Consider the following 12,501-nt stretch of genomic DNA (forward strand, 5'->3'; position numbering starts at 1 on the left):
CCGGTATGGGCAAAGGATACAGACAGGGCAGACTTGGAGAAGAGATCAGGAAGATAATCAGCTCGATGCTCCTGAGAGAACTCAAGGATCCCAGATTATCAGCGATGATAAGCATAACGGCAGTTGAGGTCACAAGTGACGGGAGCTACGCTACGGTGTATCTCTCCGTCCTGGGGCAGGATCCTTCGAGCGAGACTGCAAAGGAGCAGCAGCAGGATACTCTTGATGCGCTCAACAATGCCAAGGGCTTCATCCGCAGAGAGATCGGACATCAGATAAAGCTCAGACATGTGCCTGATCTGGTGTTCAAGATCGACAGGTCGATGGAATACGGCAGGCATATATCGAAGATCATCGATGAGCTGGACATCGATCACAGCGATGACGAAGGAAATTCACTATGATAAGCAATTCTTCACTGCGCGAAATGGGAAATCTGCTGAGATCGGCAGAGTCTATAGTTATTTTCCCTCACGAGAGCCCTGACGGAGACGCTCTGGGCTCGTGTGCGGCGCTTTGCCGCGCTCTTAGAAATGAGGGGAAGGACGCATGGGTGCTGCTTGACGAGGAGATCAGAGGCTATCTCGAATTCATGGATACGGAATACTGTACGACAGACATAGACTGCGTGAGCATGCCGGATATCTGCATATGTGTCGACTGCAGTGAGGAAAATCGCTTCAGCGGCCGTGCGGAAAAGTTCAGAGAAGGAAAGACAAAGCTCTGCATAGACCATCACGTCACGGCAGGCAGCTTCGGTGATTTTTACTATATCGACGGCGGTGAAGCCGCGACTGCGCAGATAATATATAAACTCCTGCGTGAAATGGATATCGAGATAGAAAAGACCATCGCAGAGTCACTTTACGTGGGAATAAGCACAGACACCGGCAGTTTCAGACATTCCAATACGACTGCCGAGACACATATGATAGCTTCGCAGCTGTTCGGCTGCGGCATCGATCATCAGAAGCTGGTGATAAACCTTTATAACAGCGTCAGCTACAAGCAGACGAGAATGGAAAGCGCGATACTCGAGAAGATGGAGCTGATCGCAGACGGAAAGGCGGCAGTTTCATATGTCACCTCGGCGATGCTCGAGGCGGAAAGTGCAGAGCTCGGGGACTGCGAGGCTGTGATCGACCGTCTCAGAGATATAAAGGGAGTCGAGATCGCTGCCTTTCTCAAGGAGAAAAACGGTGCGGTAAAGGTCAGCATGCGTGCGAAATCGTACGGACGTGTCGACAGCATCGCTGTGAAATACGGCGGGGGCGGTCATGTAAAGGCTGCAGGCTGCACTCTCGATATGCCTATGGACGAAGCGCTGGCACTCATAAAAAGCGAGCTAGAAGATTACTGGAATGATATATAACTAATTTGATTGGAGAACCTGATGAAAGACGGCATACTGATTTTGAACAAGCCTCAGGACTGGACTTCTCACGACTGTGTCGCTGTGTGCCGCAGAGTGACGGGCGTGAAAAAGGTCGGTCACGGAGGAACTCTTGATCCTATGGCAGAAGGGCTGCTGCCTGTTTTTATAGGAAAAGCCACGAAGATAATGGAATATCTGGATCTTGACTACAAGACGTACAGATGCACTGCAAAGCTCGGCATCACGACCGACACGCAGGACGTCTGGGGCGAGGTGCTCGAAGAGAAAAGCCCTGCAGGTGTTACAGAATCTGAGATAATGGAAAAGCTGCAGGCTTTCCGCGGCAGGATCACTCAGCTGCCTCCGAAATATTCGGCTGTACGCATAAACGGCAAGCGGCTTTACGAATATGCGAGAGACGGTGAAGAAGTGGAGATAAGACCGCGAGATGTAGAGATAAAAGAACTGGCGGTGACAGACATAGACATGGATGAGCATACGGTGACATTCGATGTGACGTGCTCAAAGGGCACTTACATAAGGACGATATGCAGCGATCTGGGAGATGCTCTCGGATGCGGCGGAGCCATGCAGTCATTGAGCAGGACGGAAAGCGGAGCCTTTACACTGGAGAATGCAGTGACACCGTACGAGCTCAAGAACATGACGCCTGAAGATATAGAGGAACGCCTGCTGGACATCGATCTGCCGCTTTCTCACCTGGGAAAGGCTGAGATGGCGCCCGACAGGACGAAGTATTTCTGCAACGGCAACAGTATAAGATGGAAGCAGGTCAGAGTGCTGAGAAAGCCTGCGGAGTACGAGCATGAGAAATACAACAGCAGAGGCAGGAAATACAGTGAGCTTTACGGTGTCTACGAGTCAGGCACGGGGAATTTTCTGGGAGTCGGCTATTACAGCCGGAAAGAAAATGCTATGAAGGCAGACAAGATATTTGCGGATATATGATTTAAGAGGCGATAGATATGAAGATTTTTAATTCACTTGACGAGATCAAAGGCATAGAGCCTACGGTCATAGCACTTGGAAATTTTGACGGCGTCCATAAAGGGCATCAGCAGATAATAGAGAGAACGGTCAAGAGCGCCGAGGCGGCAGGCCTGAAGAGCGCGGTGTTCACGTTTTCGAATCATACGAGGACTCTGCTGAAAAATCTTCCTGCGGTGAAAAATATTTTATATCCTGAGGAAAAGGCTGAGATCATGGAGAGCATGGGCATAGATTACCTGTTCAACATACCTTTTACCAAGGATATACTGACTATGTCACCTGAGGCTTTTGTGAAGGATATCCTCGTGGACAGATTCAGGATAAGGGAGGCCTACTGCGGTTTCAATTACAGTTTTGGATACAAGGCTATGGGAACACCGGAAGTGCTGATGCATGAAGGTCTGAAGCACGGATTCGGCATCCACGTACAGGAGCCGTATATGATCGATGGGGTGGTTGTGAGCAGCACGTATATAAGGCAGCTTATCGCCGATGGCAAGATGGAGGAGTGCACTAAGTTCATGGGCAGGATGTATTCGATCGGCGGAGAGGTGGTAGTAGGCAACAAGCTTGGAAGGACCATCGGGTTCCCGACGTCGAACATAATGCTCGACGAGACTATGGCGGCTCCGCCTAACGGAGTGTACGTGACATTCTGCACTTATAACGGGATCAGGTATCCCAGCATCACGAATGTAGGAGTGAAGCCTACTGTCGGCACTTACAACAAGAACATCGAGACGCATATATTCAATTTTGACAAGGAACTGTACGGAAAGCAGATCCGCGTGGAGTTTGTAAAACGCATGCGCGAGGAGAGAAAATTCGCAAGTGTCGAGGAACTGAGCAAGCGTATAGAGCACGACTGCATCATGGCGAAGGCATACCATCGCGAACACGGTTCGCTGTAAGCTTTTGATGGCGACAAAGCCGGCAGAACTTTAAGCATAAAAAACATTGGAAAAAACATAAAAAATACTGGCATTTTGAAATAAAAGTAATATAATATATATTAGCACAGAGCGGGATGTGGCTCAGCTTGGTAGAGCGTTGCGTTCGGGACGCAAAGGCCGCAGGTTCGAATCCTGTCATCCCGACCAGTATGAACGAAAAACCCTTTGAAATTTCAACGTTTCAGAGGGTTTTTTGATGCGGTTTGTTCTATGGGAAAGTGTGCGATTCTATTGGATTTTATGGGTGTTTCTTGTGCAAAAGTAGTTAAAAAGTAGTTAAATTTTTGAGCCATCATTTGATCCTTTGTGGTTTTTTCTTTGGTCTAACGACGGTAAGTTTATTTTTGGTTTCGCGATGGATGCCAGGCAGTTTATTTATAGCTTCGATTTGCACATCCTGTTTTACAAGAGCGTAATGTTTGGCAGTGACTTCGATTGATTTGTGTCCCATGAGTTTAGATGCCACCTCAAGCGGCACGCCTGCCCGGCACAGCTCAGTGCAGAATGTTGCCCGGTAGGTGTGGGGGCTTTTCTCTGGAACGCCGATTCTATCGTAATATCGGTTCAGTGATCTGCGTACGTTGCCGTACTCCAAGAGTTCTCCCGAGTCGCTGGTGAACACAAATTCCGTTTTGTATTTGTTGCGTCTGGCTTCAGTCTCGAATCGCTCCTTATGGACCAGCAGTGCCTTTTCCAGTTCCGGGTGGATCGGAATTTTTCTGTAGGAATCGTGTTTTGGCAGAACGATATCACCTTGATAATATTGCCGGTCGACATGCACGAAACCAGACCTGATATCGCTGTATTTTAGCCCCAGACATTCTGATATACGAAGACCGCAGTAATTCATCAGAAACATCATAAAACGCAGTCTGTGCCTGCCGGAGCTCGTGAGAATGGTATGGATTTCGCTTGGCTCCCATACTATTATCTCATCTTTTTTCCTGTTGTCGTACTTCTCCGGCATGGTTACCGCACTGAGGACGTTTCCGGACACTTTATTCAGTGTGAGCCATTTATAAAATGCCGACATCCATTTATTTATCGATTTTAAATTTTGTTTTGATACGGGAAGCCACATATAGAAGTCCTGTATCGTTTTTGCGTCCACTTCGCAGATTGGGATAGAAGTGATCCATGAATCTTTTATGTGTACCCGGTAGCTTTGCTCGTATCTGCGCTTTGTTCCTTTTGCATAAGTGCTGTTCATGAAGACTTCGTAAGTATATTCTTCCGCGTATTCCCCAAAGGTTTTAAGCTGCGCTTCGGTTGCGGCGCGCTCCTTTTCATACTTTTTTCGTAACTGTTCATCCTGGTATGCTCGGAACTGCTTCTCAGCATCTCCCTTGCTAGTACCATAAAACTGTTTCTTTATGGCGATTTTTTTCCCATCCTTAAATTCATGTCCGATGGTTCGAGTTATTTTAAAATATCCGTATTCTTTGTCGCCACTTTTGATTGCAATGTTCTTTTTGGTTGCCATATGCTCCTCCTTTGATTTTGGGTATAAAAAATACACCTGTACAGGTGCGAAGGACTTATGATATAATCAAATTGGTGGTAAGCTATATCGTGTCCTAGGCACTGTATGGCAAAGTCGTCCTCTGCTGCTGTGCGGCGAGGGCGCATTTTTTATTTATATTCTCTACATGCTTTTTCGAGTGCTATGAAGTCACAGCAGCGCTTAGCAAGTTTAGAATCTGGGTTTTTTGTGCATTTTGCATATAATTTCCGTGCTTTTTCTTTCAGCGTCCTTTCTGCGGCATCTATGAGCGCTTTTTCTTTTTGTAGCAAATATATGTAATTAGTTCGTTCCGTAGCATCGGCGAAAAGTCTGAAATCGTCGATCGTATTGTATTTTAACTGCACAGCATATTTCTCAGGAACGGGAATCATATTGTTTATGTTGATCACTGCATACAATTGTCCCGTATGCGCATCTACAAGTTTGTGAAAATCGATGGAATTATTCATTCTATTGTGCTTTTCCTTGGGTGATGACACAGGAACATAATAGTTTATTCCATTTATATCTAAAAGGATGCCTATGTGGAGCTTTAAGCGATCTCCATATTCTACATAACCAACTTTCGGATCTGTTTCGGATAAATGCTTTACATAATCTTTATCTACTACATACCAATTCATAAATCTCTCCTAAAAATAAAACAGGATGGAAGAATCCATCCTGTACTTTTAAACGATTGTTTTAATTGGACAATCTAACCGCTTTTAAACGATTGTTTTAATTGGACAATCTAACCGCTTACACATTCATTGTATTCTTGCCGCAATGATCGGCGAACAGAACTTAATCTGTGATATTATTATATGCGATGGACTTCAAAAAATCAATATTATTTATTAAGTTTTTTTCTATTCCGTACTGTTCCTTGCTATTCTATTCTGTATACCTTTCTTTTGATCTCAACCACGACTCCTGTAATGCTCGCAAGGTTATTTGTTGTATTTTCTATACATGCCGTAGCAGCAACCGGCGCCTATTGCGGCGGTTATGCCGATACCGTACATCATATCTTCTGAGCTTTCTTCTTTATTGACTGAGTGTTCTTCTAAGGTGTCATATTTTCTTTGTAATTCTATATATTCCGATTCTCTGACCATGCCATACTCACTTGGGTCTCTGTCAACGCAGTCAACCACATAGTCATGGAGCTCGGTTTCGGTCATGGTGTACACTTCCCCTGACGAATCGTTTGAGGCGTAAGAAACCGCCGACGTTGAGCTTGAGTTGTCATCATAAGGACAGATTCCATTCTCGTGTAAATGAGGTCCGTATCCATGATGATAATGATAGCTTCCTAGGCCGCTCACGTTATTATAGTCGTGATGTCCACCATTTGAATCGGTTCCACCACTGTGAGCAAAAGCAACTGTCGGAATGAATAGAACGAACAAAATCAAAGGAATGTACTTCTTCATAACTTCTTCTCCTATCTAAATCTCAATTCGATAATTTCTCTCTACAATCCATAATACGTTTCAATCCGGAATAAATGGTGACATTATCATAGCTATCCCGGACATATGGAGTGCGGCAAATAATATATTTATCGGAAATGCAAACCATGGAAGTTTTTCTGTGACGTCATCAAAATCGCAAGAGGTTGCCATTTCTTTTCTGGACCGACCTTTTGGCTGACAAGCAATTGCGAAAAATGCTGCAATCAACCCTAGAATACAATAAAGAACGAATCCGTCTAGTAAAAGCAGAACAAATGTTGCGTAAACTACATTGTCTAAACTCATGTGTAAATGCCCGTAAAATGCACTTCTGCTTACAATTATTACCGTCCAAGACAGTGTTATCAAGAAAAAGAGCGTAAGCAGAATCCTTTCCTTTGTACGCATATTCATATTTTTCCCTATCTAAATCTCAACTCTATAATTTCTCTTGGCAATCCGTAATACATTGCCCATTCATCAATGGTATACTCCCAATGCTCTTGCAAATCTGCATCGGTGATTATAAGTTCCACAGCAAACTTATTCGCTTCTATTTCGTATCTGTCCATAGAAAAGAAAGTCGATTGCAAGAATGGAGCATTGTGTTTAGGGTGCATGATGAGATGCCCTATCTCGTGCGCCAACACGAATTTTTCAGTCCAGTCCGAAAGACTATCGCTCAGGAATACCTGTTTCACACGGCGCGTGTTATAACAGAATCCTCGCGTATTGCCTAAATCCATCCTGTGAACGATTATACCGAGCGCATTGGCAAGTTCATATGGATTGAGCGTTTTGTGCTGTTTGAACAGCCGCTTTATATGTAATTTAATATCCATCTGTTCGCACGCTCCTTGGTGTGATTACTCCCTATACTTTTTGGGCGTATACCGTTTCTTTGCTTCAAGAATGGCAGTTCTTTCAGCCACTTCTATAGCGGCGAGAATAGCTTCTTGCGATTCTTCGTCTAGCGGCTCGCCGTCGTACATGAGTCCAGTGCCGGTTGATAGCTGATTCTTTATAGCCTCAATGGCATTCTTTATATCTCTTTCATCTTTCTTGGTGAGCTTCGGCTGCCAGTCTTTTTTTCCAGTCATTATATAATTTGCATCGACACCAAAATATTTTGCAAACAACTGAATCTTATCAGATCGTGGGATCCTGTCGCCCCTTAACCATGTTGCATATGTGCTTTGTGCAATTCCAACTTCCTTACATAATTGTGTGACATTTTTCTTTTTTGCTTTTCGCAAAGCTTCTATACGTTGCAATATCTCGTTCATAGTTCCCTCACATAAAAAATCGCAAACACAATAAAAAATCATTGACATTATCGCAAATGCGATTTATAATGAAGATACAAAAACGCGAAAGCGATAAAACAGTAGCGTCGTATTTAATTTACTCTTTAAACAAGCTCATAGTATCACAAATGCGATATGGTGTCAATCGCAAATGCGTTTGAAATAAAGCGAAGATGAAAGAGAGGAGATGAGAAAGTGAAAAAGGAGTTCAACGAAGAATGGGATGCGCAAAGAGATTTGCTCTTTGGGAAAGAAAAAGCCGCCGAACTGCGGAAAAGGCAAGAACGACGGGAGACGATGCAGCTTATAGCAGGGATAGCATTTGTGATATCAGGTTTGGCACTTTTAATAATGCTGATTGCAATGCCTCAGTAAACAACAGAGAGACGATAACGGCGAGGAATGAACCGATTTTTATAATCCATTCGAGCGCGCATATCTTCATATCATGCTTGTATCGGACGAACGACGATAAATTTCGCAGTGATATTAGCATTGTGGGGTATTGGGAGGCATCGCAGTAAACGTACCCTTTGCATCCGAGGATATCTAAGGCGATGAGCATTTTATCGTTATCAGCATCAAGGTCTCGTATAAGGGCATCAAGAGTTATTGTGTTAGGAAATCCAACGTTGTTAATTTGTTTCATAACTTTATATTTGAGAAACATAATGACCTCATTTCTGCCGTTTAGGCACTACAAATTATACCACAAAAACGATAAGACGAGGAGGTGAAGAATGTACAAGAAAATAGAGAAGCTAATGCAAGAGAAAGGCTTGACTCAGTGGGCTCTTGCGAAAGAGACCGGCATTCCGCAGAGTTGCCTTTCCGACTGGAAGACAGGAAGGAGCAAGCCGAAGTTAGACAAGCTGAAAATCCTGTCAGATTACTTTGGTGTAACGATCGAGTATTTCTTGGACGATGAGCAGATGTATTAGGAATCAAGGTCACTACCTTGATTAATAGAAGTAAGGATTAAGGAGGTGAAAACATGGGAGAAGCGAAAACAGCGGCATTAGTTGTATCAGCTGCAGAGGCGGCAAGGCTTTTAAAGACTGACAATAACGTCATACATAAAAAGTTGGAGAGCGGTGAGCTCAAAGCATACCGCGAGGGAACGAATTGGAAGATCCCGCTTGATTTGTTAAAGTCCACGGTCGAAGGCTGGGCGATAGAAGAATCCAAAGAGCGAAAGCGGATTTACGAATCTAAGAAATAACAATTGAATATCACGCCCTGTACCGGGCGGCTGCGCAATCGATGTGTTTTCTAAGTTGAATTGCCTCCTAATTTGAATGATATACAAGCGGCCGTCCAGTAAAGGGCGTGATGGACAAGGAGAAGAAAATGAAAAAGGTATTTAACACAATTATAGTCGGAGCTTTGATGGCACTGCCGATGCTGATGATCTTCTCGCTCTGGGCGAGAGACGGGATGCCGTACTAGGAGGCGGGCATGGAGATAACTAAACAGACGAGGAGAGAGTCATACATATCAAGGCCTGTTACGAGGGCGGCGGACATCTTGGAGTTTATGAGCGACAAGGAGTACACGGCGAGACAGATCGCGTACGGAATGGGATTCACGGATCTGAATGCTGTGAAGCCACGCTTAACAGAGTTAAAAGCTGCCGGGCTGGTAGAGGTTACCGGCAAGGCGTACGACGAAACGACGAAAAGAAAAGTTGCAGTCTGGAAGGCTGCAGAAAGGAAAGAAAGATGATTAAAGTTGACAAGAACAAAATTGAATTTAAAGGTATACTTCCGCTGATTGAAGCTGAGTTTACGAGCATGGTAAAAGAGCTGTTTGAGAAAGTGTATAAAGATGCGTTCGGCGAACATGCGGAAGAAAAAATAAGGCGGGACTTTGAACGTGGCCTTATGAGTGAGGAAGAAATGGAAAAGGACCTAAAAAACGAAACTATGGAGCTGATAATCCGCCTCGCTAAAGAGAGTGTCGAAGATAGTGCAGACGATGGCATCGAGGACAATGACGAGGACAACTCAGAAGATGCGAACAGCAAAACTAAGACTATGGAAGATGTAATAGACGACGCTGTTGACGATTTAGTTTTAGTGATTATCGAGCAAATAAAAAAAGATGTTCCGCATTCAGAATCGTAATTCTGGCGGAACACACAAAATAAACCAACTAAAGGATATCACAGAAAGGATAGAAAAACAATGATAATCGTAAGGCTCAAGGTCGGATACAGCGAAACAGAATTTAACTGCGCGACCGCAGAAGAGTTTGAAGAAACTGCGAAGTTACTCATAAAATTCCATAAAGCATTCGAGGTATCTTACGAAGGTGAGGACGAAGCTGATGAATGAGTGTAACAGATGCAGAAAGATATTCGAAAGTCCTGTAGAACGCTTCGAAGCAGATACGGGCTATCACGAAAGGACGTGCCCGTACTGCGGCGATGATGATATATCAGAAGCACATGAGTGCCCTATATGTCATACGAACTATACTTCCGAGGATTTCTGCCAAGAGTGCTATGACACAGTGAATCAGGCGCTCACGGAACTGAAAGAAAAACTCGGAGCGACACAGGAAGATTTCGAGGATATCATATCCAACAATTTTGGCTGGTAAGGAGAAGAAATGAAAGAACTGATAAATATACAGTCGGAGCTGAAAGCACCTAAGGGTCAGTACAACAGTTTCGGAAAATACAACTATCGCAGTGCCGAGGACATTCTGGAAGCGGTGAAACCGCTTTGCCATAAAAATAACTGCATCCTGACACTGTCAGACACGTTGGAAAACATCGGCGAACGGTATTACATAAAAGCTACCGCGACTATTACAAACGGAACGGAGACCGTATCTGTCTGCGCATATGCCAGAGAAGACGAGACGAAGAAGGGGATGGATGGAAGTCAGATTACAGGAGCGGCATCCAGTTATGCCAGAAAATACGCTCTGAATGGTCTGTTCTGTATCGACGATACGAAAGATGCTGACACGAACGAGTACAGGGAACGTCAGGAAAAGCCGCAACGCTCAGCACCGAAAATGACGAAAGACGAGCTGATGGACAAAGTAGTTGCCTTGTGTGATGCGAAGCGCATGAAAGTCAGCGACGTTTGTAAAATGGCGAAAGTCAGCGAGCTTGCAGAAATGGACGAGTTAAGGCTTGAAGCGTGTATCGAATGGATAATGAAAAGATAGGAGTAAATCATGAGTACAGCAATAGAGAAGTTCGAAAGAAAGAACATGGCGGCGTTCGAAACGCTTTCATTCATACAGGGACAGCGAAAGGCTTTGGAGCAGCAGGAAAAGGAAATAAAGGAAATGCTGCTGCAGGGCATGAAGAAGCACGGTATAGCTTCAATAGACAACGATATCGTGAGGATCAATTACATTCCGGAGTCCGAAAGCGTGTCGCTTGATACAAAGAAATGGAGAGCAGAAGATCCGGATTCATACCACGAGATAGAACAGGCATACAACAAGAGAACGAGAAAATCTGAGTATATAAGGATCACGGTCAAATGATTACGAACACTGATAGAAGCGGCTGGTTCGGCGGTTCCGATTCCTCGATGGTCGTTTCGAAAAATCGCAGCACGAAGACGTTCAAACAGTGGTGGGCGGTGAAGATGGGAGAACAGGAGCCTGATTTTAAAGGCTCCGTCTACACCGACGCAGGCAACAAGTACGAGCACTTGATTTTGAGCTCTGTCAGCGAGGAAATGAACCTTGACAGGCAAATAGTCATTGACAAGCTTAAACTCCGTGTAAATTACGATGGAGACCTCAGAGGCACTATATACGAGGTAAAGACTCACAAGGCAGAAAAGGAATTTGAGGTGTCGAAGCAGTACTGGCGGCAGGCGCAGGTGGAAATGTACGCATACAAAGAAAGCTACGATGATTTCAAGCAGCTGTACATAGTATCATATCCGCTTTATCCAGACGAGTATTACACGGAGCAGGAGATAGTGGTGGACCCGTCGAGGATAAAATTCACTCCGATAAAATATGACAAGCATTTTATCAAAGACGAATATCTGCCGGAGCTCAAATATCTGGCAAGGTGCCTGAGGAAAGGAAGAATGCCAACATGAAAAGTATAATGCAGGACAAGAAAGAATGCTTCATCACAGGTGCGACAAAAGGATTGCATAAGCATCATATCTTCGGAGCCTACAACCGTGACAATTCGGAAAAGTATGGTTTGTGGGTGTGGCTTCGATGGGACAGGCATATCGAAAACAGCATGCACAGCACACCGCACAATGATAAAGATGTTGATGCGTATCTAAAAAGGCTAGGGCAGAAGAAGTTCGAGGAAACACACAGCCGAGACGAATTTATACGAATATTCGGGAGGAATTATTTATGATAATCGACAAGATAGACAGCCGCCCCTGCTGGGGCGAGGGTGCAGAAATAATACTCCATACGAACGATATGAACGCTGTAAAAGCTTTGATGGATAAATACGTTGAGGGCAAGGAATACGTCGCTGAAATCAAAAGAAAAAGGGCAAAACGAAGCCTTGATGCGAATGCCTACTGCTGGGTATTGTGCAAGAAGATTGCGGATGTCCTGAGGAGCACAGATACAGAGATCTATCAGCACTGCATAAGGAGCTATGGAGTCAGTGATATCAGACCGGTGAAGAAAGAAGTTGCTGAGGATTTGTGTGCGATGTGGGATAAACAAGGACTTGGAAATTCGCACACTGTCATCGGCGATTCAAAAACGGAAGGATATGTAAATATAAAGTTCTTCTGGGGAAGCAGCAATTATAACACAGCTGATATGTCAAGGCTGATAGACGGGATAATTTCTGACTGTCACGAGCTCGATATAGAGACGATGACTCCGAGTGAGCTTTCGAGGCTTAAAGCGGCATGGGGCGGTGATTAAT

The 12,501-nt window shown here is 44.5% G+C and carries 22 protein-coding genes and 1 tRNA gene; 17 read left to right on the forward strand and 6 right to left on the reverse strand.

The window, feature by feature from the left end; all coding sequences use genetic code 11:
- Nucleotides 1-5: 5 nt before the first annotated feature.
- The 5 genes from rbfA to OCV59_RS08920 all read left to right on the forward strand — a co-directional run bounded on the left by rbfA (nucleotide 6) and on the right by OCV59_RS08920 (nucleotide 3,486).
- Nucleotides 6-404, forward strand: coding sequence for a 30S ribosome-binding factor RbfA (gene rbfA / locus OCV59_RS08900; protein WP_147594141.1), 399 nt, complete (start codon nucleotides 6-8; stop codon nucleotides 402-404).
- Nucleotides 401-1,372 carry a DHH family phosphoesterase gene (locus tag OCV59_RS08905; protein WP_147594142.1) on the forward strand — a complete coding sequence of 324 codons (972 nt, stop codon included), beginning with the start codon at nucleotides 401-403 and terminating at the stop codon, nucleotides 1,370-1,372. Before rbfA ends, OCV59_RS08905 begins: the two co-directional genes overlap by 4 nt.
- Before the next feature lie 21 nt (nucleotides 1,373-1,393).
- Entirely contained in the window at nucleotides 1,394-2,344 is a 951-nt protein-coding gene (truB, locus tag OCV59_RS08910) for a tRNA pseudouridine(55) synthase TruB (protein ID WP_147594143.1), read from the forward strand.
- Nucleotides 2,345-2,361: 17 nt separating this feature from the next.
- Nucleotides 2,362-3,297 carry a bifunctional riboflavin kinase/FAD synthetase gene (locus OCV59_RS08915; protein WP_147594144.1) on the forward strand — a complete coding sequence of 312 codons (936 nt, stop codon included), beginning with the start codon at nucleotides 2,362-2,364 and terminating at the stop codon, nucleotides 3,295-3,297.
- A gap of 112 nt (nucleotides 3,298-3,409) precedes the next feature.
- A tRNA-Pro gene (locus tag OCV59_RS08920) sits at nucleotides 3,410-3,486 on the forward strand.
- Nucleotides 3,487-3,631: 145 nt separating this feature from the next.
- On the opposite strand, the gene OCV59_RS08925 is transcribed toward OCV59_RS08920, so the two are convergent.
- The 6 genes from OCV59_RS08925 to OCV59_RS08950 all read right to left on the reverse strand — a co-directional run bounded on the left by OCV59_RS08925 (nucleotide 3,632) and on the right by OCV59_RS08950 (nucleotide 7,589).
- Nucleotides 3,632-4,822, reverse strand: a complete 1,191-nt coding sequence (locus OCV59_RS08925) for a tyrosine-type recombinase/integrase (protein ID WP_147594145.1) — start codon at nucleotides 4,820-4,822, stop codon at nucleotides 3,632-3,634.
- A gap of 149 nt (nucleotides 4,823-4,971) precedes the next feature.
- Entirely contained in the window at nucleotides 4,972-5,487 is a 516-nt protein-coding gene (locus OCV59_RS08930) for a type III toxin-antitoxin system ToxN/AbiQ family toxin (protein WP_147594146.1), read from the reverse strand.
- A 309-nt stretch (nucleotides 5,488-5,796) separates the two neighbouring features.
- The gene (locus OCV59_RS08935; RefSeq protein ID WP_147594147.1) at nucleotides 5,797-6,282 is read right to left on the reverse strand and encodes a YHYH domain-containing protein; all 486 of its coding nucleotides are present in this window, start codon (nucleotides 6,280-6,282) and stop codon (nucleotides 5,797-5,799) included.
- Between the two features lie 60 nt (nucleotides 6,283-6,342).
- Entirely contained in the window at nucleotides 6,343-6,711 is a 369-nt protein-coding gene (locus tag OCV59_RS08940; protein WP_147594148.1) for a hypothetical protein, read from the reverse strand.
- Between the two features lie 14 nt (nucleotides 6,712-6,725).
- Nucleotides 6,726-7,145 carry an ImmA/IrrE family metallo-endopeptidase gene (locus tag OCV59_RS08945; protein ID WP_147594149.1) on the reverse strand — a complete coding sequence of 140 codons (420 nt, stop codon included), beginning with the start codon at nucleotides 7,143-7,145 and terminating at the stop codon, nucleotides 6,726-6,728.
- A 24-nt stretch (nucleotides 7,146-7,169) separates the two neighbouring features.
- Nucleotides 7,170-7,589, reverse strand: a complete 420-nt coding sequence (locus tag OCV59_RS08950) for a helix-turn-helix domain-containing protein (protein ID WP_262584263.1) — start codon at nucleotides 7,587-7,589, stop codon at nucleotides 7,170-7,172.
- Between the two features lie 216 nt (nucleotides 7,590-7,805).
- Between OCV59_RS08950 and OCV59_RS08955 the strand changes: the two genes are divergently transcribed.
- From OCV59_RS08955 to OCV59_RS09010, 12 genes are all read left to right on the forward strand, one after another.
- Complete coding sequence (locus OCV59_RS08955) at nucleotides 7,806-7,985, forward strand: hypothetical protein (protein WP_147594151.1); 180 nt, start codon at nucleotides 7,806-7,808, stop codon at nucleotides 7,983-7,985.
- Nucleotides 7,986-8,350: 365 nt separating this feature from the next.
- The gene (locus OCV59_RS08960; protein WP_147594152.1) at nucleotides 8,351-8,551 is read left to right on the forward strand and encodes a helix-turn-helix domain-containing protein; all 201 of its coding nucleotides are present in this window, start codon (nucleotides 8,351-8,353) and stop codon (nucleotides 8,549-8,551) included.
- A gap of 53 nt (nucleotides 8,552-8,604) precedes the next feature.
- On the forward strand, nucleotides 8,605-8,832 hold the full coding sequence (locus tag OCV59_RS08965; RefSeq protein ID WP_147594153.1) for an excisionase family DNA-binding protein: 228 nt from the start codon (nucleotides 8,605-8,607) through the stop codon (nucleotides 8,830-8,832).
- Between the two features lie 236 nt (nucleotides 8,833-9,068).
- Nucleotides 9,069-9,335: a DNA gyrase gene (locus OCV59_RS08970; protein WP_262584264.1), complete on the forward strand. Its 267-nt coding sequence runs from the start codon at nucleotides 9,069-9,071 to the stop codon at nucleotides 9,333-9,335.
- Entirely contained in the window at nucleotides 9,332-9,736 is a 405-nt protein-coding gene (locus tag OCV59_RS08975) for a hypothetical protein (RefSeq protein ID WP_147594154.1), read from the forward strand. Before OCV59_RS08970 ends, OCV59_RS08975 begins: the two co-directional genes overlap by 4 nt.
- Before the next feature lie 60 nt (nucleotides 9,737-9,796).
- Nucleotides 9,797-9,946 carry a hypothetical protein gene (locus tag OCV59_RS08980; protein WP_262584265.1) on the forward strand — a complete coding sequence of 50 codons (150 nt, stop codon included), beginning with the start codon at nucleotides 9,797-9,799 and terminating at the stop codon, nucleotides 9,944-9,946.
- Nucleotides 9,939-10,214, forward strand: a complete 276-nt coding sequence (locus tag OCV59_RS08985) for a hypothetical protein (RefSeq protein ID WP_147594155.1) — start codon at nucleotides 9,939-9,941, stop codon at nucleotides 10,212-10,214. The genes OCV59_RS08980 and OCV59_RS08985 overlap by 8 nt, the downstream gene beginning before the upstream one ends.
- A gap of 9 nt (nucleotides 10,215-10,223) precedes the next feature.
- Entirely contained in the window at nucleotides 10,224-10,793 is a 570-nt protein-coding gene (locus tag OCV59_RS08990) for an ERF family protein (protein WP_147594156.1), read from the forward strand.
- Between the two features lie 9 nt (nucleotides 10,794-10,802).
- Nucleotides 10,803-11,120 carry a hypothetical protein gene (locus OCV59_RS08995; RefSeq protein ID WP_147594157.1) on the forward strand — a complete coding sequence of 106 codons (318 nt, stop codon included), beginning with the start codon at nucleotides 10,803-10,805 and terminating at the stop codon, nucleotides 11,118-11,120.
- A complete protein-coding gene (locus OCV59_RS09000; protein ID WP_147594158.1) occupies nucleotides 11,117-11,692 on the forward strand; it encodes a hypothetical protein in 576 nt (191 codons plus the stop codon). Before OCV59_RS08995 ends, OCV59_RS09000 begins: the two co-directional genes overlap by 4 nt.
- The gene (locus tag OCV59_RS09005) at nucleotides 11,689-11,970 is read left to right on the forward strand and encodes a hypothetical protein (RefSeq protein ID WP_147594159.1); all 282 of its coding nucleotides are present in this window, start codon (nucleotides 11,689-11,691) and stop codon (nucleotides 11,968-11,970) included. Before OCV59_RS09000 ends, OCV59_RS09005 begins: the two co-directional genes overlap by 4 nt.
- The gene (locus tag OCV59_RS09010; RefSeq protein ID WP_147594160.1) at nucleotides 11,967-12,500 is read left to right on the forward strand and encodes a hypothetical protein; all 534 of its coding nucleotides are present in this window, start codon (nucleotides 11,967-11,969) and stop codon (nucleotides 12,498-12,500) included. The genes OCV59_RS09005 and OCV59_RS09010 overlap by 4 nt, the downstream gene beginning before the upstream one ends.
- The last annotated feature ends 1 nt before the right edge of the window (nucleotide 12,501 follow it).

This window comes from Brotomerdimonas butyrica, from assembly GCF_025567305.1.
GTDB lineage: Bacteria > Bacillota > Clostridia > Peptostreptococcales > Anaerovoracaceae > Lentihominibacter > Lentihominibacter butyricus.

Bases quoted from the DNA above. Each gene is read 5' to 3' on its own strand.
- rbfA (WP_147594141.1), top strand. From the start codon at position 6: ATGGGCAAAGGATACAGACAGGGCAGACTTGGAGAAGAGATCAGGAAG.
- OCV59_RS08905 (WP_147594142.1), top strand. From the start codon at position 401: ATGATAAGCAATTCTTCACTGCGCGAAATGGGAAATCTGCTGAGATCG.
- truB (WP_147594143.1), top strand. From the start codon at position 1,394: ATGAAAGACGGCATACTGATTTTGAACAAGCCTCAGGACTGGACTTCT.
- OCV59_RS08915 (WP_147594144.1), top strand. From the start codon at position 2,362: ATGAAGATTTTTAATTCACTTGACGAGATCAAAGGCATAGAGCCTACG.
- OCV59_RS08925 (WP_147594145.1), bottom strand. From the start codon at position 4,822: ATGGCAACCAAAAAGAACATTGCAATCAAAAGTGGCGACAAAGAATAC.
- OCV59_RS08930 (WP_147594146.1), bottom strand. From the start codon at position 5,487: ATGAATTGGTATGTAGTAGATAAAGATTATGTAAAGCATTTATCCGAA.
- OCV59_RS08935 (WP_147594147.1), bottom strand. From the start codon at position 6,282: ATGAAGAAGTACATTCCTTTGATTTTGTTCGTTCTATTCATTCCGACA.
- OCV59_RS08940 (WP_147594148.1), bottom strand. From the start codon at position 6,711: ATGCGTACAAAGGAAAGGATTCTGCTTACGCTCTTTTTCTTGATAACA.
- OCV59_RS08945 (WP_147594149.1), bottom strand. From the start codon at position 7,145: ATGGATATTAAATTACATATAAAGCGGCTGTTCAAACAGCACAAAACG.
- OCV59_RS08950 (WP_262584263.1), bottom strand. From the start codon at position 7,589: ATGAACGAGATATTGCAACGTATAGAAGCTTTGCGAAAAGCAAAAAAG.
- OCV59_RS08960 (WP_147594152.1), top strand. From the start codon at position 8,351: ATGTACAAGAAAATAGAGAAGCTAATGCAAGAGAAAGGCTTGACTCAG.
- OCV59_RS08965 (WP_147594153.1), top strand. From the start codon at position 8,605: ATGGGAGAAGCGAAAACAGCGGCATTAGTTGTATCAGCTGCAGAGGCG.
- OCV59_RS08970 (WP_262584264.1), top strand. From the start codon at position 9,069: ATGGAGATAACTAAACAGACGAGGAGAGAGTCATACATATCAAGGCCT.
- OCV59_RS08975 (WP_147594154.1), top strand. From the start codon at position 9,332: ATGATTAAAGTTGACAAGAACAAAATTGAATTTAAAGGTATACTTCCG.
- OCV59_RS08980 (WP_262584265.1), top strand. From the start codon at position 9,797: ATGATAATCGTAAGGCTCAAGGTCGGATACAGCGAAACAGAATTTAAC.
- OCV59_RS08985 (WP_147594155.1), top strand. From the start codon at position 9,939: ATGAATGAGTGTAACAGATGCAGAAAGATATTCGAAAGTCCTGTAGAA.
- OCV59_RS08990 (WP_147594156.1), top strand. From the start codon at position 10,224: ATGAAAGAACTGATAAATATACAGTCGGAGCTGAAAGCACCTAAGGGT.
- OCV59_RS08995 (WP_147594157.1), top strand. From the start codon at position 10,803: ATGAGTACAGCAATAGAGAAGTTCGAAAGAAAGAACATGGCGGCGTTC.
- OCV59_RS09000 (WP_147594158.1), top strand. From the start codon at position 11,117: ATGATTACGAACACTGATAGAAGCGGCTGGTTCGGCGGTTCCGATTCC.
- OCV59_RS09005 (WP_147594159.1), top strand. From the start codon at position 11,689: ATGAAAAGTATAATGCAGGACAAGAAAGAATGCTTCATCACAGGTGCG.
- OCV59_RS09010 (WP_147594160.1), top strand. From the start codon at position 11,967: ATGATAATCGACAAGATAGACAGCCGCCCCTGCTGGGGCGAGGGTGCA.